Below are 19,847 nucleotides of genomic sequence, written 5' to 3'. Positions count from 1 at the left end.
CCCGCGCACGGCGTCCCCGGCAGTCACCGGTCCCCCGTAGGATGGTGGGCATGGCAAAGACCGGTACGACGACCCAGGGGCTGCGCGCGGCTATCGAGCGCAGCGGCTACTACCCGGCCCTCGTGGCCGAGGCGGTGGAGGCCGCCGTCGGCGGGGAGCCGGTCGCTTCGTACCTGGTGCACCAGGAGACCACCTTCGACTCCAACGAGGTCCGCCGCCATGTCACGGTCCTCGTCCTGACGGACACGCGCTTCATCGTCAGCCACACCGACGAGCAGGCCGCCGACACGAGCTCCCCGACGCCGTACGCCACGACGTCCACCGAGTCGGTCAAACTCGACCGGATCTCGTCCGTCGTGGTCAGCCGCGTGGTGGCCAACCCCGAGAAGTACGTGCCCGGCACGCTGCCCCGCGAGGTCGTCCTGACCATCGGCTGGGGCGCCGTCTCCCGCATCGACCTGGAGCCCGCGGCCTGTGGCGACCCCAACTGCGAGGCCGACCACGGCTACACGGGCAGCTCCACCGCCGACGACCTGAGCCTGCGCGTCAGCGAGGCCGGGGACGGCCCCGACGCGGTGCGCCAGACCCTCGCCTTCGCCCAGTCGCTCTCCGAGGCCACGGCCACGGCCGCGGCGACCGCCCGCTGATGGTCCAGCCCGCCTGGCAGGACCCCGTTCTGCTCGACCCCGGGACCGCGCCCGTCCCCGAATACGGCACCGGCTCGCTCGCCGACCTGCTGCCGACGCTCGTCGCGGGCCAGGGGGTACCCGGCTTCGAGGCGACGATCCCCGAGCTCACCCCCGCGGACCGGAACTGCGTCTTCCTGATCGACGGCCTCGGCTGGGAGCAGATCAAGGCACACCCGGACGAGGCGCCCTTCCTGCACTCGCTGCTCCCCACCTCCCGCGGTGGTACCGGCCGGCCGCTCACGTCGGGCTTCCCGTCCACCACCGCGACCTCGCTCGCCTCGGTCGGCACGGGCCTCCCTCCGGGCGAGCACGGGCTCCCCGGCTACACGGTGCGCAACCCGGAGACGGGCGCCCTGATGAACCAGCTCCGCTGGAAGCCGTGGACGGCCCTCAAGGCGTGGCAGCCGTACCCCACCGTCTTCATGCTCGCCGACGCCGCCGGCGTCCGTACGGCCCAGGTCTCCGCCCCCGACTTCGAGCAGACCCCCCTCACCAAGGTGGCGCTCAGCGGAGGTTCCTTCCTCGGCCGGCTCACCGGTGAGGACCGGATGGACCTCGCAGCCGAGCGGCTCGCAGCCGGTGACAGGTCCCTCGTCTACACGTACTACAGCGAGGTCGACGGCCAGGGACACCGCCACGGCGTGGACTCCGACGCCTGGCGTGGTCAGTTGATGTACGTCGACGGGCTCGCCCGGCGCCTCGCCGAACAGTTGCCGCCCCGGTCGGCGCTGTACATCACCGCCGACCACGGCATGATCGACATCCCCTTCGACGAGCAGTCCAGGATCGACTTCGACGAGGACTGGGAGCTGAGTGCCGGAGTCGCCCTGCTCGGCGGCGAGGGCCGTGCCCGCCATGTGTACGCGGTCCCGGGAGCCCAGGCGGACGTGCTGACCGTCTGGCGCGAGGTGCTCGGGGAGCAGTTCTGGGTGGCGAGCCGGGACGAGGCCATCGCGGCGGGCTGGTTCGGTCCTCGGATCGACGAGCGGGTGTACGGCAGGATCGGTGACGTGGTGGCCGCCGCGCACGACGACGTGGTGATCACCGCTTCGGCCAAGGAGCCCCACGAGTCCGCGATGGTGGGGATGCACGGATCGCTGACCCCCGTGGAACAGCTGGTCCCGCTCCTCGAAGTACGCTCGTAGCCCTCCGTCCTCCCTGTACCGCACACCGAAAGGCGCTCGACTTCTCATGCCCGAACTCGTGTTCTTCTCCGGAACGATGGATTGCGGAAAGAGCACCCTGGCACTGCAGATCGGACACAACCGGTCGGCACGAGGTCTGCGGGGAGTGATCTTCACCCGGGACGACCGGGCGGGGGAGGGGAAGCTGTCGTCGCGGCTGGGCCTGGTGACCGAGGCGGTCGAGGCCGTCCCGGGGATGGACCTCTTCGGTTACCTCGTGGGCCTGATGTCGAGGGGCGACAAGGTCGACCACGTGATCGTGGACGAAGCGCAGTTCCTCGCCCCGGAGCAGATCGACCAGTTGGCCCGTGTCGTCGACGACCTCGAACTCGACGTGTTCGCCTTCGGTATCACCACGGACTTCCGCACCAGACTCTTCCCCGGCTCGCAGCGGCTGATCGAGCTGGCGGACCGGGTGGAGACACTCCAGGTCGAGGCCATGTGCTGGTGCGGTGCCCGTGCCACGCACAACGCCCGGACGATCGGTGGGGTGATGGTGGTCGAGGGGGAACAGGTCGTCGTCGGCGACGTCGACCGGCCGGCCGCGGACATCGGTTACGAGGTCCTCTGCCGCCGTCACCACCGCCGTCGCATGACGAGCGGCTCCGTCCGCGCCGGCGCGCTGTCGCCGGACGTCCTGCCGGTGACCGCCGACTGAAGGGCGTCGTACCCACGCTGTGCGACCGGATGCGATCCGGGCCGTCGGCGGTCCCGGTTCGCTCGCGGGCTGTCCGTGCCCGCTGTCGGTGACGGCACCGGTTGTCACCAGGCAGCTGGGCCCACGAGCTCCGGCTCTGCCCGCTCGCACCGAGGGCCGCTCCGGACGCGGGCGAAAGACCCATGTCGAACCCGCCCGCTGACCGCGTTCCGCGACAATTGCGACGTGGCCGGACACCAGCCACGTCCGCCCCCCAGCGACCGCCCCGACACCGCGAGGCCCCGGATGACCACCACACCAGCACCCCCGATCACCGTTGTCGGGGAGAGCGTCGCAGACGCCTTCGTGACCTCGGACGGCGACGACAGCGCCACGCTGACCGTGCACGCCGGGGGCGGACCGGCCAACACCGCTGTCGCGCTGGCCCGCCTCGGTACCCCCGCCCGCTTCCTCGGCAGGCTGTCGGCCGGTCCGCTGGGCTCACTGATGCGGCGTCGCCTCACCGCCTCGGGCGTGGATCTGAGCGGTGCCGTCACCACCACCGCGCCGGCCACCCTGGCCATCGCTCAGCTCGACTCCACCGGCAGCGCCGCCTACGACTTCTACGCCGAGGGCACCGCCGACTGGCGGTGGACCCGCCAGGAACTGGCTGCGGCACTGGGTGGGGGCACCACCCCCGCGTGCGTCCATTCCGGAAGCCTGGCCCTTGCCCTGCCGCCGGGCGGCCCACTGATCGAGGAGGCTCTGACACGGGCACGTGAGACGTCGACGATCTGCATCGATCCGAACGTACGACCGTCGCTGGTCGATCTCGACGAGGTCCGCGAACGACTTCCGGACTGGTGCCGGCTCGCCGACATCCTCCGGCTGAGCAGTGAGGACGCCGAGCTGCTGATGCCGGGAGCCGGCCCGGACGAGGCCGCCCGACGGCTGATGGACCACGGTGCCGGGCTCGTCGTCATCACGTGCGGTGCCCAGGGCGCCCTGGGGTACTCCGCCACCGGACGCCTGCACGTCCCCGTGCCCGAGGTGAAGGTGGTGGACACCGTCGGCGCGGGTGACTCCTTCACCGCGGGACTTCTGCACCGGCTGGCCACGGACGGCCTGCTGGGCGGCAGGCTGGACGGCCTGCGCGATGAACAGCTGTGGTCCGCACTGGAGTTCGCGGCATCCGTCGCCGCACGCACCTGTGAGGTCGCCGGTCCCAATCCGCCGTACGCGGCAGATCTGCGTTCGGGCCGGGGCGGCGTGGAGCGCTCCGGCTGATCTCCCGGCCGGAGGGTGGGGGCGGGCTCGGACCTGAACGATGTCGGGTGTGCGGCGTCGTCAGGCGCCGAGCCCTCGGGCCGGGCCGGCCGATCCGGCGTACCACGTCGGCCGGTCGTGGCGGCAGCCGACGGGCACGTCAACCGCTGTACGGGCAGCGCCGTTCGTCGTGCTGTGACCGTCCGGGCGGAGGTCAGCTGCCGGGCGGCCTGACGATTGTGAACACCGCGCCCTCCGGGTCCGCCACCGTGGCCAGTCTGCCGCTGGAGGCCTCCCTCGGTGGCCGCAGCACGTGCCCGCCGAGCTCCACCACGCGTGCGGCCGCCTCGTCGGTGTCGGCGACCTGGAAGTAGGTCATCCAGTGGGGGCCCCGGTCGCGCGGCAGTGCGTGCCCCACGCCGTGCAGGGCGGCCACCGGGTGGTCCTGGACATGCAGCGTCTGGTAGTCGAAGTCGGCCGAGACGACCGCCTCGGTCCCGAATCCGAAGACGGCCTGGTAGAACTTGGCGACGGACGCGGTCTCCCGGGTCACCAGCTCGTTCCACACCGGGGTGCCCGGTGTGCCCGCCAGGGCGGTGCCGAGGTGTTCGGCGGCCTGCCAGACACCGAAGACGGCGCCGTTCGGGTCGGACGCGATCAGGAGACGGCCCGCGTCCCCCGCGTCGAGGGGGCCGACGGCCACCGTCCCTCCGCAGGAGCGGATCGACTCCGCCGTCACGTCCGCGTCCTCCGTGGCGAAGTAGGTGGTCCAGGCGATCGGGAGGTGCTGGTCCGGCGGCAGCTGTCCGATGCCCGCGACCTCCTTGCCGCACAGCATCGCCCTGACGTACGGACCCAGCTGTTCGGGGCCGGCGCGGAACTCCCAGCCGAACAGCCTGTTGTAGAACTCCTGGGTCGCGGTCAGTCCGTGCACGATCAGACTCACCCAGCACGGTGCTCCGGGCATGCGCCGGGTGGCAGCCTCGGTCATCTTCTTCTCTCTCCTCGTACCATCGGGGTGGCCGTACGGGGGACGAGCCGGCACGGCGTCCAGCGGTACGGATGCGGGCGCGCACGCTCCGTGCAGATGCTCGCACCACTGGGGCTCCAAGGCACCCCGGCCCGCCGCGCTTCGCGGCTTCCACTCACTTCGAAGCCCGATTTGCTGCGGTACGTCCTCTGCGGCGCACGGCAGAAGGTGCGGCCCCTGCGCGAAGATGGCACCCATGAAGCCCATCATCACCGCATCCGAATACATGAGCGAGTCGACGGGGCCGCGCCCGCCGGTGCTCCTGGACATCCGCTGGCAGCTCGGCGGGCCGAACGGCCGCGCGGACTACGAGGCCGGGCATCTTCCGGGGGCGGTGTTCATCGATCTCGACTCCGAGCTCGCCGGCCCGGCGGGCAGCGGTGGCCGCCATCCCCTGCCGGACCCGGAAGCCTTCGGAGCCGTGATGCGTCGGGCCGGAGTCGGCCGGGAGACTCCTGTCGTGGTCTACGACGGCGGTCAGGGCTGGGCGGCCGCCCGCGCCTGGTGGCTGCTGCGCTGGACCGGGCACCGTGAGGTCCGCGTACTGGACGGCGGTCTCGCGACATGGATGGGTGAGCTCACCACCGCCGTTCCGGAGCCCGCCGAGGGCGATTTCCGGCCCGAGCCGGGCGCGCTCGGTCTCCTGGACGCGGACGCGGCCGCCGAACTGGCCCGCTCCGGTCTGCTGCTCGACGCGCGGGCCGCGGAGCGCTACCGGGGGGACGTGGAGCCGATCGACCGCGTCGGCGGGCACATCCCCGGCGCGGTGTCCGCCCCGACCACCCTGAACGTCGGCGAGGACGGCCGCTTCCTGCCCGTCGGCTCGCTCGCCTCCCGTTTCTCCGGGCTGGGCGCCGACGGCGGTACCGAGATCGGCGTCTACTGCGGCTCCGGCGTCTCGGGCGCCCATGAGGTGCTGGCGCTGGAACTCGCGGGGCACCGGGCCGCGCTGTACGCGGGGTCCTGGTCGGAGTGGACCTCGGACGAGTCGCGCCCCGTGGCCACGGGGCCGGACCCACGCTGACGGGCGGCCGGTCCCCCTGACGGAGCGAGGGCCCGTGCGCCGCTGCGCACGGGCCCTCCTCATGGCGCGGACATCCGGTCCGGGCCTCAGTCCTGCTTCTTCCGGCGTGTGCCGAAGACGATCTCGTCCCAGCTGGGCACCGCCGCCCTGCGGCCCGGGCGGACACCGTCGGCCTCCGCCTGACGGTCCGTCGTCCCGGTCAGCCGGTCGCGGTGGCCCGCCACCGCGCGGGGCATCAGCACATCGGCGTACGCGGAGCCGGCACCGGCGGACGCCGCCGCGGCCGGGGGCTCGTCCGCCTCGGGCTCCTGCTGCGGCGCGGGCTCGAGTGCGGGCGGTTCGGGCTGGGTGGGCCGCTCCGGGACGATCATGTCGCCGCGGAAGCTCGGTACCGCCTCCAGGAGGCTGGTCAGGGAGTCCCGCTCGCCGGCGGACACGCCGCTGAGACGCTCCTCCGGATCCGGTGCGGGGGGTCCTGGACGCTCGATCTGGCGGTCCAGCGCACGATCCAGCGGCCGGTCGCGCGGCAGCCGCGCGATCCGCGGCACGAACGGGAAGCTCGGCTCCGGAGCGGTGACGTCGTCGGTCTCGCCGATCAGCGAGCGCGCCTCTTCGTCCACGGCCTGGACCAGGCGTCGCGGCGGGTCGTACGTCCAGCTCGCGGAGTGCGGTTCGCCGGCGACGAGGTAGACGAGGAGGACCTCCCAGGTGCCGTCGTCCCGGCGCCAGGAGTCCCACTGGACCGTCTCCCTGTCGGCGCCGCGCAGCAGCATCCGCTCCTGCACCGCCTCGCCGAGCTGGGGGCCGGTGTTCTCGCCGGGACGTCGCACGGGAGTCTTCCGGGCGCGCTCGGCCATGAACGCGCGCTCCGCGAGCACCGGGCCCTCGAAGCGGCGCACCCGGTCCACCGGGATGCCGGCGAACTGGGCGACCTCCTCGGCGGAGGCACCGGCACGTATACGTGCCTGGATGTCGCGCGGGCGGAGATGGCTCTCCACCTCGATCTCGATCTGGCCGAGCCTGGCGCGGTCGTTGCGGACGGCGGCACGCAGCCGCTCATCGATCGGAAGCGTGTACTCCGTGCTGTCCGCAGCCTTGAGCACCAGTCGTGTGCCGTCGTTCGAGACGGCCACGACACGCAGTTCGGGCATGGGAACCTCCCGGGTGGTGCCTGCCGACGTCACGTGCGTCGCTGCTTCCGCTAGTCGAGTGTGACCTGCCCGGGTTCAGCCTGCCACAACCTTGCCAAGTTACCCGGCATGTCGGGCCTTGGCCCTGAACGCCACGACGACACGGCCACCGGTGTGCGACGTGGAGTGACCAAGTGGTCGCTCCACGCAGCTGGCGCCCGTGCGATGCCGCGGCGCCGCCGGTTAGAGTGCCGCCCTTCGGCCCCCTCCCGTAGGTCCCGGATACCCGTGTGGGAGTCCGGCCCCAGGGCTCGCCACAGTACTCCATTCGGGCCACCGGGGTGGACCGGCGCGCCGTCGAAGTTCTCGCCGGGCGCGGGAGTCGGGTTACCCATTTGTCAGCTGTTTGCCCTCAATGCGTGGGCTGCTTCACAAAATCTCCAGAATCGGAACTATCTGATTCGCCCAAATGTCTCTTCAGGGTGCAAGGTGGGGTAGCTGTCGAGCAGGGGCTGATCATGGTTCAGAAGCCGCATAACGGTGCGGAACGCAAAGAAGGGCGCATAGATCTGAGCCTGCCGCAGGTAGCGGGCAGCGCCGTGGCCGCGGTCGCGGCGGCGGTGATGGCCTCACAGCTCGGTGTGTACGGAACCATCGCCGGGGCGGGCGTGATGAGTGTCGTGGCCACCTGCGGGGGCTCCGTTTTCCAGCACTTCTTCCGGCGCACGGGGGAGCAGATCCGCGAGGTCACCGTCCAGGTGAAGCATCCGGCGGGCCGTCAGGTCACGGTGTTCACCCGGGAGCCGTCCCCTGAGCCGGGGCGGCCCGAGGACGACGCGACGAAGGTGCTCCGCACGGTCGACCGCGACCAGGCGCACGACCGCACCACGGTTCTGCGCGAGATCCGGCCCGGCGACCTGGACCGTACGACGATGCTGCGGCAGGTCCGGATCGGCGACGCGCACCCCGGCGACCCGGCTCCCGGCGACCCCCGTCCTGACGACGCCTTCTCCGACGCCCGTACGCACGGCACCCGCGTACGGGGCTGGAAGCGCTCGGCCCTCGCGGCCGCCGGGGTCTTCGTCCTGGCCATGGGCGGTATCACCGTGTACGAGGTGGCCTCCGGCCACGACCTGGGCGGCAGCGGCGGGACCACCGTCGGATCCGTCGTGCGCGGGAAGAGCGACGCCGGGCCGGCTTCCCCCGCGCCCTCGGGCAGCACCGACGGCACGGGCCAGGAGGAGAGCGGCGGCGACGGCAGCAGCCCGGACGGCGACGGGGCCACCCCGGGTACGGACCCCGGGGACGGGCCGAGCGCGCGGCCCGACACCACCGAAGGCTCCACGCCCGGACCCGTCCCCACCCACTCCGCGTCCGAAGGGTCCACGGCCCCGGAGCCCACCGCTCCCGAGGTACCCGGCGGCGCCGCCTCCACGGCACCGGAGCCTGCCGCGACCGATGACGCCACGGTCCAGGAGGACGGTGCGGCCGGGGCGGACGCCGGCCGCTGAGACGGCGGTGTCAGTCGCCGAGCACCCGGCGCAGATAGCTGTTGGCGAACAGCCGGCCCGGGTCGAGCCGGTCGCGCAGTGCGGTGAACTCGCCGAAACCGGGATAGACGCCAGCCAGGTGACCGGCGTCCCGGGTGTGGATCTTGCCCCAGTGCGGGCGGCCGTCGTATCCCGTCATAATCCGTTCGACTGCGGTGAAGTACGCCTGGTGCGGCGTGCCCCGGTACAGATGCACCGCGATGTACACGCTCTCCCGGCCCGAGGCCGTGGAGAGCGTGATGTCGTCCGCGGGCGCCGTGCGGACCTCCACGGGGAAACCGATCCGCAACGGTGAGCGCTCCACCATGGCCTTGAGCTCCCGCAGGGCCTCGGTCGCGGCCTCACGCGGCAGGGCGTACTCCATCTCGACGAAGCGCACCCGCCTGGGGCTCGTGAACACCTTGTACGGGATGTCGGTGTACGTACGGGCCGACAGGGCACGGCTGGAGATCCTGGCGAGGGAGGGGATGGTCCAGGGGACCGCCCTCCCGACCGAACAGGCGACCTGGAAGATCCCGTTCGAGAGCAGCTCGTCCTCGATCCATCCGCTGACCCGCCCCGGCGGGGCCGCCGCCCCGGCGCTGCGGTTGTTGCGCTTGGTGTTGCAGTTGCCGGTGTGCGGGAACCAGTAGAACTCGAAGTGCTCGTTCTCGGCGACCAGCTGCTCGAACTCGGCCGTGACCCGGTCGAAGGTCATCGGCTCCTCGCGGGCCGTCAGCAGGAACTCCGGCTCCACGGCGAACGTGACCGCGGTGACCACCCCCAGGGCCCCGAGCCCGATCCGGGCCGACGCGAAGACGTCCGGGTGCTCGCCGGGCGAACAGCGCAGCACCGTGCCGTCGGCCGTGACCAGTTCCAGTGCGCGGATCTGCGCGGCGACGGACGCCGAGTCGCGGCCGGTGCCGTGGGTGCCCGTGGAGATGGCCCCGGCGACCGTCTGCTCCATGATGTCGCCCATGTTGGTGAGGGAGAGCCCCTCCCGGGCGAGCGCGGCGTTGAGGCGTTTCAGAGGGGTGCCGGCCTCGACCGTGACGGTCATCGCCCCCCGGTCGATGTCCCGGATGCCGGTGAGCAGGTCCGGGCGTATGTGCACCCCGTCGGTGGCTGCGGTCGCGGTGAACGAATGGCCGGTGCCGACGGGTTTGACCGTCAGACCGTCCTCGGACGCCCTGCGGAGCACCCCGGCCAGCTCGTCGACGGAGGCGGGGCACTCCACGCGCGCGGGCCGGGCCGTGACATTGCCCGCCCAGTTACGCCACGTGTTCGCCGCCCGTGCGTAGGTGTCGGTCATCTTCCCCGCGCCCTCCCGTCGGTACCGGCTCCCCGAGCCGGCGATACCCCAGGAACGCCACCGCGGCCGCGAGTGCTCCCGCCACCGCGGGCACCGCGTACCCCGCCCCGGCCCCGGAGGCGTCGACCACCCAGCCCGCGGCGGAGGAGCCGAGCGCCACTCCGACGGCAAGCCCGGTACTGGTCCAGGTCATGCCCTCGGTCAGCTGCGTGCGCGGTACGTGCTGCTCGACGAGGGCCATCGTGGTCACCATCGTCGGTGCGATGGCGAGGCCCGCGACAAAGAGCGCCACGGCCAGGAACGGCAGGCTCCCGGCCAGTTGGAGGGGGATCATACTCACGGCCATCGCGCACACCCCCACCAGCCACCTGGTGGAGGGCTTCCCCCGCAGGTGCAGCAGACCGAAGACGGCTCCGGCGAGGCAGGAGCCCAGGGCGTACACCGCGAGCACGAGGCTGGCCGCCGCCTTGTGGCCGCGCTCCTCGGCGAAGGCCACCGTCACCACGTCCACCGCGCCGAAGATCGCCCCGGTGGCGACGAAGGTGCCGACCAGGACCCGCAGTCCTGGGGAACGCAGGGCGGAGCCGCCCGTGTGGTGCTCCTTCGGATGCGGCGTGGGCTCGGTGGCGCGCTGGGCGGTCAGCCAGAAGACGCCGATCACGAGGAACACACCGGCGAGCAGCGGCCCCGCCTCCGGGAACCACGCGGTGCACAGGCCGATGGAGATGATGGGGCCGAAGATGAAGCACACCTCGTCGACGATCGACTCCCAGGCGTACGCGGTGTGCAGCTGCCGCCCGGAGCCCCGGTAGATCTCCGCCCAGCGGGACCGGACCATCGACCCCACGCTCGGGACGCAGCCGGCGCCCGCCGCGAAGACGAACAGGGTCCAGTCGGGCAGCCGCTGCTGAGCACAGATCAGCAGCCCGGCGACCGACGCGGCCGCGAACAGCGTGAAGGGGCGCAGCACACGGCGCTGCCCGTGCCGGTCGACCAGCCGCGAGACCTGGGGCCCCATGACGGCAGCGGCCATGGCGAGCGTCGCGGAGAGGGCTCCCGCCAGCCCGTAACGGCCCGTGAGCTGGGAGACCATCGTCACCACGCCGATCCCCATCATGGACAGCGGCATCCGGCCGAAGAAGCCGGCGGCCGAGAACTCCCGGCTGCCGGGGGCGGCGAAGATGGCGCGGTAGGGGCTGGGCACGGGGACTCCGGGAAGGCCTGTCAGGTGTGCGAGGGGCTGACACAGCTTACGGGTGCCGCCGACCCGCCGATGGCGGTTGCCCCACTGTCGGAGGCGGGTGGCAGGATCGAGTGCATGGCCGATGTGCGTGATCCCGCTCCCTACGACGCTCTGCTGCTGCTCTCCTTCGGTGGTCCCGAAGGCCCTGACGACGTGGTCCCGTTCCTGGCGAACGTGACCCGCGGCCGGGGCATCCCCGAGGAACGGCTCAAAGAGGTCGGCAAGCACTACTTCCTCTTCGGCGGCGTGAGCCCGATCAACGCGCAGAACCGGGCACTGCTCGACGCGCTGCGCAAGGACTTCGCGGACCACGGCCTCGAACTGCCGGTGTACTGGGGCAACCGCAACTGGGCCCCGTACCTCACCGACACCCTCCGCGAGATGACCGCCGACGGCCACCGCCGGATCGCCGTGCTCGCCACCAGCGCCTACGCCTCGTACTCCGGCTGCCGCCAGTACCGCGAGAACCTCGCGGAGTCCCTGTCCGTCCTGGAGTCGGAAGGGCTCCCGGTGCCCCGGGTGGACAAGCTGCGGCACTACTTCAACCACCCCGGCTTCGTACGGCCCATGGTGGACGGCGTGCTGGCGTCGCTGGCCGACCTCCCCGAGGACGTGCGGGCGGGGGCACACCTCGCGTTCACCACGCACTCCATCCCGACCGCGGCGGCCGACACCTCCGGGCCGGTGGAGAGCCACGGCGACGGCGGCTCCTACGTGGCCGAGCACCTGGACGTCGCCCGGCTGATCTCCGAGGCCGTGCGCGAGGAGACCGGTGTCGAACACCCGTGGCAGCTCGTCTACCAGTCGCGCAGTGGCGCCCCGCACATCCCGTGGCTGGAGCCCGACATCTGCGACCACCTGGAGACCCTGCACGGCGACGGTGTCCCGGCGGTCGTCATGGCCCCCATCGGCTTCGTCTCCGACCACATGGAGGTGCTGTACGACCTCGACACGGAGGCCACCGCCAAGGCCGCCGAGCTCGGACTGCCGGTGCGCCGCTCACCGACGGTGGGCGCGGACCCCCGGTTCGCCGCCGCCGTGCGCGAACTCCTCCTGGAGCGCGCCGCCGCCGAACAGGACCGCCCGGTGACGCCGTGCGCCCTGGGCGCGCTCGGCCCCTCCCACGACCTCTGCCCGGTCGGCTGCTGCCCGGCCAGGGCCCTCAAGCCGGCCGCAGCCGGCGCCGACAGCCCGTTCTAGGACGTTTTCCGAAATCCGCGTCCCAGCCCCGCGACCACCTCTGGAGTGTTGTGACCGACCCCCTCCTGTCCGAACTGCTCGACCTCGCGCTGGAAGCCGCACGCCGGGCCGGCGCCCTGCTCCGGGACGGCCGCCCGGCCGACCTGGGGGTGGCCGCGACGAAGTCCAGCCCCATCGATGTCGTCACCGAGATGGACATCCGGGCGGAGAAGCTGATCACCGGCTATCTCTCGGAGCACCGTCCCGCCGACGGTTTCCTGGGGGAGGAGGGCGCGAGCGTCGAGGGCAGCAGCGGCATCCGGTGGGTCATCGACCCGCTCGACGGCACGGTGAACTACCTCTACGGGCTGCCCACCTGGTCCGTCTCCATCGCCGCGGAGCGCGACGGTGAACGGGTGGTCGGCGTGGTCGAGGCCCCGATGCGGCGCGAGACGTTCCACGCGGTGCTCGGTGGCGGTGCGTACGGCAACGGGGAAGCGCTCCGCTGCCGGCCCACGGCGCCCCTCGACCAGTCGCTGGTCGCGACCGGCTTCAACTACGTCACCGAGGTACGCGCCCATCAGGCAGCCGTCGCCCAGCGACTGATCCCGCTGCTGCGCGACATCCGGCGCGGGGGATCCGCCGCCATCGAGCTCTGCGACGTGGCGGCGGGCAGGCTCGACGGCTACTACGAACGCGGGCTGCACCCGTGGGACGTGGCGGCCGGCGACCTCATCGCGCGGGAGGCCGGCGCGATCACCGGCGGCAGGCCGGGACTGCCCGCGGACGGAGACCTCACGGTCGCCGCGACCCCCGGGGTCTTCGAGCCGCTGCAGGCGCTCCTGGAGGAGCTCGGCGCCTGGCACGACTGACGTACACACCTCCCTGAGCCCGTCGTGGCACCCGGGGAGGCCGTCGGCACAGGAAGAGGGCCCCGGAGAGCCATCACGGCTCCCGGGGCCCTCTCGTGGCGGCTCAGACGCTTGTGGCGCTGATTTCCACTCCGTGCTCGGCGGCGAGGCGGTGCAGGTCGTCCAGCTCTCCCTGCTCGACATCCGCGAGGAAGTCGTCGCCCGTCTCGCGAGCCCTCGTGAGGTCGGACTCGGTGGTCTTGATTCGTTGCAGCAGACCTGCGGTGAAAGCGTCCATGAAGCGCCCCCTCATCGTGGGTCGGTGGCACGGGGGTGTGCCCGGTGGTCCTCCGGCGGGCCGGAGTGCGGGTGATCACGCAGTCCCTCTGGATGCGGGACGGGCTGTGGTACGCCACATGCATGGCGTGATCGCGGGGTGTGAGATCGTCCTCCCCGCCACCGGGCGGGGAGAAACCTCAACTGGCCCGGGAATCCGAACGATTCCCTTCGGCGGCGGCCCGGGCCCGCGCCGCCTTACCGCCGGTTTATGCGCGTTACAGGCAGGATGGACGCGCACAGTCGGTGCCGCTGACGTGCGGCGGGCGGCCGGAACGAGGGCCGCTCGTCGTTTTTTCGGAGATCTAGGGAAGGACTGCGCCGTGCGCGTACTCGTCGTCGAGGACGAGCAACTGCTCGCCGATGCGGTGGCCACCGGACTGCGCCGGGAGGCCATGGCCGTCGACGTCGTCTACGACGGCGGGGCGGCCCTCGAGCGCGTCGGTGTGAACGACTACGACGTCGTCGTGCTGGACAGGGACCTCCCGGTGGTCCACGGGGACGACGTCTGCCGCAAGATCGTCGAGCTCGGCATGCCCACCAGGGTCCTGATGCTCACCGCGTCGGGTGACGTCAGCGACCGGGTCGAGGGCCTGGAGCTCGGCGCGGACGACTACCTTCCCAAGCCCTTCGCCTTCAGCGAGCTGACGGCACGGGTGCGCGCCCTGGGGCGCCGCACCACGGTCGCGCTGCCGCCCGTGCTGGAGCGCGCGGGCATCAAGCTCGACCCCAACCGCCGCGAGGTCTTCCGGGACGACCAGGAGATCCAGCTCGCCCCGAAGGAGTTCGCGGTCCTGGAGGTCCTGATGCGCAGCGAGGGCGCGGTCGTCTCGGCCGAGCAGCTGCTGGAGAAGGCGTGGGACGAGAACACCGACCCGTTCACCAACGTGGTGCGGGTCACGGTCATGACCCTGCGCCGCAAGCTCGGTGAGCCACCCGTCATCGTCACCGTCCCCGGTTCCGGATACCGGATCTGAGGGCGTGATGGCAGCTTCCCCCGCACCCGTCAAGGCACCTCCCAAGCCGACCTGGGAGCCCAAGGCGCAGGAGTCCCCGTACCCGTGGCTGCGCCCCACCATCCGGATACGTCTCACGCTGCTGTACGGCGGGATGTTCCTGATCGCGGGCATCCTCCTGCTCTCGATCATCTACATGCTGGCCGCCCAGGCGCTGAACGTGGGCAGTGACCTGCCGTTCCAGGTCGTGAAGGGGCAGGTCACCAGCGAGGTGTGCGACCTGCCGACGACGGCCAGCCCGGAGACCTTCAACGCGGCCATGAACGCCTGCGTCAACCAGCAGCGCGAACACGCGCTCGACTCTCTGCTGAACAGGTCGCTGCTCGCGCTGGTCGGCCTCAGCGTCATCGCGTTCGCCTTCGGGTACGCCATGGCGGGCCGTGTCCTGTCCCCCCTCGGCCGGATCACCCGCACCGCCCGCCGGGTGGTCGGTACGGACCTGACCCGGCGGATCGAGCTGGACGGGCCGGACGACGAGCTGAAGGAGCTCGCGGACACCTTCGACGAGATGCTGGACCGGCTGGAGCGGGCCTTCACGGCGCAGCAGCGCTTCGTGGGCAACGCCTCGCACGAGCTGCGCACGCCCCTCGCGATCAACCGCACGCTCCTCGAGGTCCACCTCTCCGACCCGGAGGCCCCGCCGGAGCTCCACCAGCTGGGCAAGACGCTCCTGGCCACGAACGAGCGCAGCGAGCAGCTCGTCGAAGGGCTGCTGCTGCTCGCCCGCAGCGACAACCAGATCATCGAGCGCAAGCCCGTGGACCTGGCCGAGGTCGCCGACCGCGCTCTCGACCAGACCAGGTCCGAGGCGGCGGCGAAGAGGGTCGAGATCCGCGGCGAGCGCGCCCAGGCCGTCGTCCAGGGCAACGGGGTCCTCCTGGAGCGCATCGCGCTCAACCTCGTGCAGAACGCCGTGCGCTACAACGTGGCGGAGGACGGCTGGGTGGAGGTCACCACCGAGCTCCAGCACGGGCAGGCGCTCCTGACCGTCTCGAACACCGGGCCCGTGGTGCCCGCCTACGAGATCGACAACCTCTTCGAGCCGTTCAGGCGGCTGCGCACGGAGCGCACGGGCAGCGACAAGGGGGTCGGGCTCGGCCTGTCGATCGCCCGGTCCGTCGCGCGGGCGCACGGAGGCCGTATCATCGCGGAGCCTCGCGAGGGCGGTGGTCTCGTGATGCGCGTCACCCTGCCGGTCTGAGAGGCTTCATGGTGTGAGGCCGCATTGGATCCCTCTGTTCGCTTTGGGCGGAATTTTCGAACCCTGTTCCCGTTCTGTCCCTGTGTGATCGATCACAGAAGCGATTTTCGGCCCCTCTACTCTCCGTGAGCACATCCCTGCCCGAAAGCCTGGAAACGTCCGGGTTTCCGGGGTGCGGTATCACGGGAAGTACACGGGGTGGCTCCCGTGAACTGCAGTAATAGGACCGTGTACGGTCCCCTTCGCCACCCAAGCTGATCGCTCATGAGGGATCCGGTTGGGTGTCGATTGAGTAACAGACCTTGATGTGAGGCAAAATCTCCGCCTCAGGTCGGGCACAAGTCCGGCCTCTCACGCGTTACGTGCGCTGAGACACCGCAGACACCCAAGAGGGGGAGAGCGACATGGCAACGGATTACGACACCCCACGCAAGACCGACGACGACGTGGACCAGGACAGCCTCGAAGAGCTCAAGGCTCGTCGGAGCGACAAGACGGCATCCGCCGTCGACGTCGACGAGTTCGACGCGGCAGAAGGACTGGAGCTGCCCGGAGCAGACCTGTCCAACGAAGAGCTGGCCGTACGGGTCCTGCCCAAGCAGGCCGATGAGTTCACCTGCATGAGCTGCTTCCTCGTGCACCACCGCAGCCAGCTGGCGCGAGAGAAGAACGGCCAGCCCATCTGCCGCGACTGCGACTGAGGGCGGCCGTCCGTGGCAGGCGACACACCGTTCCGGAAGCGGCGCTTGCGGCGCACGAAGTCGTCGGAGGCGCATCAGGGCGGCACAGGCCCGGCAGAGGGCGAAAGCCCCACTGCCGAGCACCAGGCCGCCCTGCCGGCCTCTCCCGGCAGACCTGACGACGAGCGGGGCCGTCCGGCCTCGCTCGAAGCGGCACGGGGGACAGAGCCGTCACCCGAGGCCGGGCAGGACGGACCGGCAGGGCCCTCGCAGGGCTCCGGCCGCCTGCACACACTGAAACGAGGCGTACGCAGGAGCAGGGAGAGTGCCACCGCCGCAGTCGGCCTCGTGGCCGACCGCATCATCGACGTGGCTCCACGCATCCCCGTGCGGGACCTCGCCACCCTGCGCGGACAGTTCCCGGGGCTCGGCCCCGAAGAGCTCGCCGACAAGCTGGTCGCCGGTGCGTGCAATGCCACCGCGACCGTCGGCGCGGGCATCGGGGCGGCGGCGATGATGCCCGTACCCCCCGCCATGCTCGCCGAGCTGGCGGCGGAGATCACCGGAGTCGCCGCCGTCGAGATGAAGCTCGTGGCCGAGCTCCACGAGGTCTACGGCCGGCGCCCGCCGGGCAACATCGGCCAGCGCAGCACCGCGTACCTGACGTCCTGGACGGAGGAACGCGGCATCGACGTCTCACGCCCCACCACGCTCAACGCGGCGCTGGGCGGGCAGCTGAAGCGCGAACTGCGGCAGCAGATCATGAAGCGCACCGTGCGCGACCTGCCGAATCTCATCCCGTTCATGGTCGGTGCCGTCGTCGGCGCGCTGATGAACCGACGGGACACCAGGAAGCTCGCCGACCGGGTCAGGGACGACCTGCGGCGCCAGCAGATCCCCTGGGACCGGCTCCCGGAGCTTCCCCCGCTGGAACAGCCCGCGAAGCCCGCCGAGGAGCTTCCCGAGGGCCTGGACGACTCCGGCCGCTGACCGCTCGGGAGGCGCGAGCTGCCTTCAGGCGCGTACGGGCGTGAGGGCGTCGACCAGTGCCTGCGGCTCCCGGGTCGACAGATAGACGTACGGCGTCGGGTCGGCCGGGTCCGTGACCTTCACCCGCACCGCCGTGGGGATGTAGCTGCGCAGGAGCATGTACGCACGCGGATCCGCCTTGTACGAGCGCCAGGCGCGCGCCTCCTCCCCGTCCAGCACCTCGGCGTCGCCGAGCGCCTCCAGGGGGATCCGGGCGTCACCCGCGACGAGGGAGCCCGCCACGACCCGGATGCGCGCGGAGCCGTACGAGCTCACGCCCGCGCACGCCGCGGCCGTACCGGCGACCAGGCCGCCGAGCATCGGCAGGGCGCCCAGCGGCAGGAGCATCAGCGCGCAGGCGATGCCGATCCCGCAGGCGATGAGCCACCACGAACGGGGCGCGGTGAGACGTTCGTCGAAGGGAGGAGCGGAAGGCTGCATGAAGGCAAGCTTGGCACGGCGCGACCCGGAACCGGCCGCGCGGGTAAGGTCTGCGCCTGTGAGTGGAACATCTGCACGTCTGACACCCCCGGCCGACGCGGTGAAGCCCGTCCGTCACGCCGACGCCCCCGCGCCCGGTGAGCTCCTCGGCTCTCACTACGAACACTGTTTCGGCTGCGGTGACGGGCAGGAGCATGGGCTGCATCTCCGGGCGACGGCCGGAGAGGGCGTGAGTGTCACCGCCGAGTTCACCGTGAAGCCCGCCCATCAGGGCGCTCCGGGGCTCGCGCACGGTGGTGTCCTCGCCACGGCGATGGACGAGACCCTCGGTGCGCTGAGCTGGCTGCTGCGGGTCATCGCGGTGACCGGACGGCTGGAGACCGACTACGTCCTGCCGGTGCCGGTGGGAACGGTGCTGTTCCTGGAGGCCGAGGCCACCGCCGTGCACGGCCGGAAGATCTACTGCCGTGCCACGGGACGGACCGGCGGTCCCGAGGGGCCCGTCGCGGTCCGCGCGGAGGCCCTCTTCATCGAGGTCAAGGTGGACCACTTCGTCGACAACGGCCGGCCCGAGGAGATCCAGGCGGCGATGTCCGACCCGGACCAGGTCAGGCGTGCCCGTGCCTTCGAGGTGAACCCCTGATGCGCCCTCCCGTCGACGTGCTCATCCGCCGGACCGACCCCGACGTGCCGATTCCCGGCTACGGACACCCGGGCGACGCCGGTGCCGATCTGGTCACCACCGAGGCCGCGGAGCTCGCCCCCGGCGAGCGGGCGGTGCTCCCCACCGGGGTGTCGATCGCGCTGCCCGACGGCTACGCCGCCTTCGTGCACCCGCGTTCGGGCCTCGCGGCCCGCTGCGGAGTGGCCCTCGTGAACGCCCCAGGGACGGTTGATGCCGGGTACCGTGGGGAGATCAAGGTCATCGTGGTCAATCTCGATCCACGCGAGACCGTGAGATTCGAACGGTTCGACCGGATTGCCCAACTGGTCGTCCAGCAGGTCGAGAAGGTGCGCTTCCACGAGGTGACGGAGCTCCCCGGCTCGGCGCGGGCCGAGGGGGGCTTCGGATCCACCGGCGGTCACGCCGCGGTGGACGGCGTCACGGGCGGTAACACCCAGGGTGGGAACAGCTACGCTTCGGTCGTATCCGACCGGGAAGGACGTTGACGTGTTCGGACGTCGCAAGAACAGTGGTTCCGCCAAGGACACGGCGGACGAGACGCGCGAGGCCGAGCAGGTCGCCGACGAGCTCGACGACACCGGGGCCGCGAGCGGCTCGCGCCGCACGAACCTTCCGCCGGCCCCCCGCCCCGACGGGCCGTGGGACCTCTCCGAGGTCTCCAGGCCCGGCGAGGGCCGCGTGGACCTGGGCGGGATCTTCGTGCCCGGGGTCGAGGGCATGGAGCTCCGGGTGGAGGTCGCCGGCGACGCGATCGTCGCGGCCACGGTCGTGCTGCGCGACAGCGCGGTCCAGCTCCAGGCCTTCGCCGCCCCCAGGAAGGAGGGCATCTGGGGAGAGGTGCGCGAGGAGATCGCCTCCGGCATCACCCAGCAGGGCGGGGTCATCGACGAGGTCGAGGGTCCGCTGGGCTGGGAACTGCGTGCCCAGGTCCCCGTGCAGCTCCCCGACGGGAAGAACGGCGTACAGATGGTGCGCTTCATCGGCGTCGACGGACCGCGCTGGTTCCTGCGCGGAGTGATCTCCGGCCAGGGCGCGGTGCAGCCGGAGGCCGCCGGACTGCTGGAGACGATCTTCCGGGACACCGTCGTCGTCCGTGGCGACGGCCCCATGGCTCCGCGTGACCCGATCGTCCTCAAGCTTCCCAACGACGCCCAGATGGTGCCCGAGGGTGTGCAGCAGGAGGACCAGGAGAGCTCGAAGTTCTCCGGCGGCATGGGCCAGCTGCAGCGTGGGCCCGAGATCACCGAGGTGCGCTGACCGCACCGCACCCCAGCTCGTCACGTCAGAGGCCGGTGGGCCGCGCCCCTCCCCCGGGGGGGGGCCCCCCGGCGCGGCGGGGCGGGGGCCGCCCCCCCGCCAGCGACATCCCGGAAAAAGGGGCCCCC

The 19,847-nt window shown here is 71.6% G+C and carries 21 protein-coding genes; 15 read left to right on the top strand and 6 right to left on the bottom strand.

The annotated features are described in order from the left end of the window. The first annotated feature begins 50 nt into the window (after positions 1–50). From ABT001_RS25060 to ABT001_RS25045, 4 genes are all read left to right on the top strand, one after another. Complete coding sequence (locus tag ABT001_RS25060) at positions 51–647, top strand: DUF5998 family protein (RefSeq protein ID WP_351281530.1); 597 nt, start codon at positions 51–53, stop codon at positions 645–647. Beyond that, a complete protein-coding gene (locus ABT001_RS25055; protein ID WP_351281528.1) occupies positions 647–1,834 on the top strand; it encodes an alkaline phosphatase family protein in 1,188 nt (395 codons plus the stop codon). The genes ABT001_RS25060 and ABT001_RS25055 overlap by 1 nt, the downstream gene beginning before the upstream one ends. Before the next feature lie 46 nt (positions 1,835–1,880). Further along, complete coding sequence (locus ABT001_RS25050) at positions 1,881–2,531, top strand: thymidine kinase (RefSeq protein WP_351281526.1); 651 nt, start codon at positions 1,881–1,883, stop codon at positions 2,529–2,531. Positions 2,532–2,816: 285 nt separating this feature from the next. Beyond that, positions 2,817–3,797: a carbohydrate kinase family protein gene (locus ABT001_RS25045; RefSeq protein ID WP_351281523.1), complete on the top strand. Its 981-nt coding sequence runs from the start codon at positions 2,817–2,819 to the stop codon at positions 3,795–3,797. A gap of 193 nt (positions 3,798–3,990) precedes the next feature. Here the strand turns inward: ABT001_RS25045 and ABT001_RS25040 are convergent, their stop codons facing one another. Then, complete coding sequence (locus ABT001_RS25040; RefSeq protein WP_351281520.1) at positions 3,991–4,767, bottom strand: VOC family protein; 777 nt, start codon at positions 4,765–4,767, stop codon at positions 3,991–3,993. Positions 4,768–5,002: 235 nt separating this feature from the next. Here ABT001_RS25040 and ABT001_RS25035 point away from each other — a divergent pair, with 235 nt between their 5' ends. Further along, on the top strand, positions 5,003–5,830 hold the full coding sequence (locus tag ABT001_RS25035) for a sulfurtransferase (RefSeq protein WP_351281517.1): 828 nt from the start codon (positions 5,003–5,005) through the stop codon (positions 5,828–5,830). A gap of 86 nt (positions 5,831–5,916) precedes the next feature. Here ABT001_RS25035 and sepH read toward each other — a convergent pair whose 3' ends face one another. Beyond that, entirely contained in the window at positions 5,917–6,981 is a 1,065-nt protein-coding gene (gene sepH, locus ABT001_RS25030; RefSeq protein ID WP_351281515.1) for a septation protein SepH, read from the bottom strand. Between the two features lie 497 nt (positions 6,982–7,478). Between sepH and ABT001_RS25025 the strand changes: the two genes are divergently transcribed. Next, positions 7,479–8,471, top strand: coding sequence for a hypothetical protein (locus tag ABT001_RS25025; protein WP_351281512.1), 993 nt, complete (start codon positions 7,479–7,481; stop codon positions 8,469–8,471). Positions 8,472–8,481: 10 nt separating this feature from the next. On the opposite strand, the gene ABT001_RS25020 is transcribed toward ABT001_RS25025, so the two are convergent. Beyond that, complete coding sequence (locus tag ABT001_RS25020; protein WP_351281510.1) at positions 8,482–9,801, bottom strand: D-arabinono-1,4-lactone oxidase; 1,320 nt, start codon at positions 9,799–9,801, stop codon at positions 8,482–8,484. Continuing rightward, positions 9,761–11,005, bottom strand: coding sequence for an MFS transporter (locus ABT001_RS25015; protein WP_351281507.1), 1,245 nt, complete (start codon positions 11,003–11,005; stop codon positions 9,761–9,763). The genes ABT001_RS25020 and ABT001_RS25015 overlap by 41 nt, the downstream gene beginning before the upstream one ends. Positions 11,006–11,119: 114 nt before the next feature. Between ABT001_RS25015 and ABT001_RS25010 the strand changes: the two genes are divergently transcribed. Both ABT001_RS25010 and ABT001_RS25005 read left to right on the top strand, forming a co-directional pair. Then, the gene (locus tag ABT001_RS25010) at positions 11,120–12,244 is read left to right on the top strand and encodes a ferrochelatase (protein WP_351281505.1); all 1,125 of its coding nucleotides are present in this window, start codon (positions 11,120–11,122) and stop codon (positions 12,242–12,244) included. Positions 12,245–12,294: 50 nt separating this feature from the next. Next, entirely contained in the window at positions 12,295–13,095 is an 801-nt protein-coding gene (locus tag ABT001_RS25005; RefSeq protein ID WP_351281502.1) for an inositol monophosphatase family protein, read from the top strand. 103 nt (positions 13,096–13,198) lie between these two features. On the opposite strand, the gene ABT001_RS25000 is transcribed toward ABT001_RS25005, so the two are convergent. Beyond that, positions 13,199–13,372, bottom strand: coding sequence for a hypothetical protein (locus tag ABT001_RS25000; RefSeq protein WP_167359495.1), 174 nt, complete (start codon positions 13,370–13,372; stop codon positions 13,199–13,201). A gap of 361 nt (positions 13,373–13,733) precedes the next feature. Here ABT001_RS25000 and ABT001_RS24995 point away from each other — a divergent pair, with 361 nt between their 5' ends. From ABT001_RS24995 to ABT001_RS24980, 4 genes are all read left to right on the top strand, one after another. Continuing rightward, positions 13,734–14,387 (top strand): response regulator transcription factor, encoded by a 654-nt coding sequence (locus ABT001_RS24995; RefSeq protein WP_103759760.1) that lies wholly within the window; start codon positions 13,734–13,736, stop codon positions 14,385–14,387. A 7-nt stretch (positions 14,388–14,394) separates the two neighbouring features. Then, a complete protein-coding gene (locus ABT001_RS24990; protein WP_351281498.1) occupies positions 14,395–15,627 on the top strand; it encodes a sensor histidine kinase in 1,233 nt (410 codons plus the stop codon). A 404-nt stretch (positions 15,628–16,031) separates the two neighbouring features. Beyond that, positions 16,032–16,328 carry a DUF4193 domain-containing protein gene (locus ABT001_RS24985; protein ID WP_003965732.1) on the top strand — a complete coding sequence of 99 codons (297 nt, stop codon included), beginning with the start codon at positions 16,032–16,034 and terminating at the stop codon, positions 16,326–16,328. Positions 16,329–16,340: 12 nt separating this feature from the next. Further along, positions 16,341–17,297, top strand: a complete 957-nt coding sequence (locus tag ABT001_RS24980) for a hypothetical protein (RefSeq protein WP_351281496.1) — start codon at positions 16,341–16,343, stop codon at positions 17,295–17,297. A 24-nt stretch (positions 17,298–17,321) separates the two neighbouring features. On the opposite strand, the gene ABT001_RS24975 is transcribed toward ABT001_RS24980, so the two are convergent. Further along, positions 17,322–17,777, bottom strand: a complete 456-nt coding sequence (locus ABT001_RS24975; RefSeq protein ID WP_351281493.1) for a DUF3093 domain-containing protein — start codon at positions 17,775–17,777, stop codon at positions 17,322–17,324. Positions 17,778–17,835: 58 nt separating this feature from the next. Between ABT001_RS24975 and ABT001_RS24970 the strand changes: the two genes are divergently transcribed. Genes ABT001_RS24970 through ABT001_RS24960 form a run of 3 tightly spaced genes read left to right on the top strand, consistent with a single transcriptional unit; the run spans position 17,836 to position 19,719 of the window. Further along, positions 17,836–18,420, top strand: a complete 585-nt coding sequence (locus ABT001_RS24970) for a PaaI family thioesterase (protein WP_351281490.1) — start codon at positions 17,836–17,838, stop codon at positions 18,418–18,420. Next, entirely contained in the window at positions 18,420–18,947 is a 528-nt protein-coding gene (gene dut / locus ABT001_RS24965; RefSeq protein WP_351281488.1) for a dUTP diphosphatase, read from the top strand. Before ABT001_RS24970 ends, dut begins: the two co-directional genes overlap by 1 nt. Before the next feature lies 1 nt (position 18,948). After that, positions 18,949–19,719 (top strand): DUF3710 domain-containing protein, encoded by a 771-nt coding sequence (locus ABT001_RS24960; RefSeq protein ID WP_351281486.1) that lies wholly within the window; start codon positions 18,949–18,951, stop codon positions 19,717–19,719. Positions 19,720–19,847: the final 128 nt, after the last annotated feature.

The organism is Streptomyces sp. NPDC002793, assembly GCF_040295485.1.
In the GTDB taxonomy this organism is placed as follows: Bacteria; Actinomycetota; Actinomycetes; order Streptomycetales; family Streptomycetaceae; genus Streptomyces.
This window is presented reverse-complemented; position numbering and strand designations above follow the sequence as displayed.

Coding starts and splice junctions, on each gene's coding strand:
- ABT001_RS25060 (WP_351281530.1), top strand. CDS start 51: ATGGCAAAGACCGGTACGACGACCCAGGGGCTGCGCGCGGCTATCGAG.
- ABT001_RS25055 (WP_351281528.1), top strand. CDS start 647: ATGGTCCAGCCCGCCTGGCAGGACCCCGTTCTGCTCGACCCCGGGACC.
- ABT001_RS25050 (WP_351281526.1), top strand. CDS start 1,881: ATGCCCGAACTCGTGTTCTTCTCCGGAACGATGGATTGCGGAAAGAGC.
- ABT001_RS25045 (WP_351281523.1), top strand. CDS start 2,817: ATGACCACCACACCAGCACCCCCGATCACCGTTGTCGGGGAGAGCGTC.
- ABT001_RS25040 (WP_351281520.1), bottom strand. CDS start 4,767: ATGACCGAGGCTGCCACCCGGCGCATGCCCGGAGCACCGTGCTGGGTG.
- ABT001_RS25035 (WP_351281517.1), top strand. CDS start 5,003: ATGAAGCCCATCATCACCGCATCCGAATACATGAGCGAGTCGACGGGG.
- sepH (WP_351281515.1), bottom strand. CDS start 6,981: ATGCCCGAACTGCGTGTCGTGGCCGTCTCGAACGACGGCACACGACTG.
- ABT001_RS25025 (WP_351281512.1), top strand. CDS start 7,479: ATGGTTCAGAAGCCGCATAACGGTGCGGAACGCAAAGAAGGGCGCATA.
- ABT001_RS25020 (WP_351281510.1), bottom strand. CDS start 9,801: ATGACCGACACCTACGCACGGGCGGCGAACACGTGGCGTAACTGGGCG.
- ABT001_RS25010 (WP_351281505.1), top strand. CDS start 11,120: ATGGCCGATGTGCGTGATCCCGCTCCCTACGACGCTCTGCTGCTGCTC.
- ABT001_RS25000 (WP_167359495.1), bottom strand. CDS start 13,372: ATGGACGCTTTCACCGCAGGTCTGCTGCAACGAATCAAGACCACCGAG.
- ABT001_RS24990 (WP_351281498.1), top strand. CDS start 14,395: ATGGCAGCTTCCCCCGCACCCGTCAAGGCACCTCCCAAGCCGACCTGG.
- ABT001_RS24985 (WP_003965732.1), top strand. CDS start 16,032: ATGGCAACGGATTACGACACCCCACGCAAGACCGACGACGACGTGGAC.
- ABT001_RS24975 (WP_351281493.1), bottom strand. CDS start 17,777: ATGCAGCCTTCCGCTCCTCCCTTCGACGAACGTCTCACCGCGCCCCGT.
- dut (WP_351281488.1), top strand. CDS start 18,420: ATGCGCCCTCCCGTCGACGTGCTCATCCGCCGGACCGACCCCGACGTG.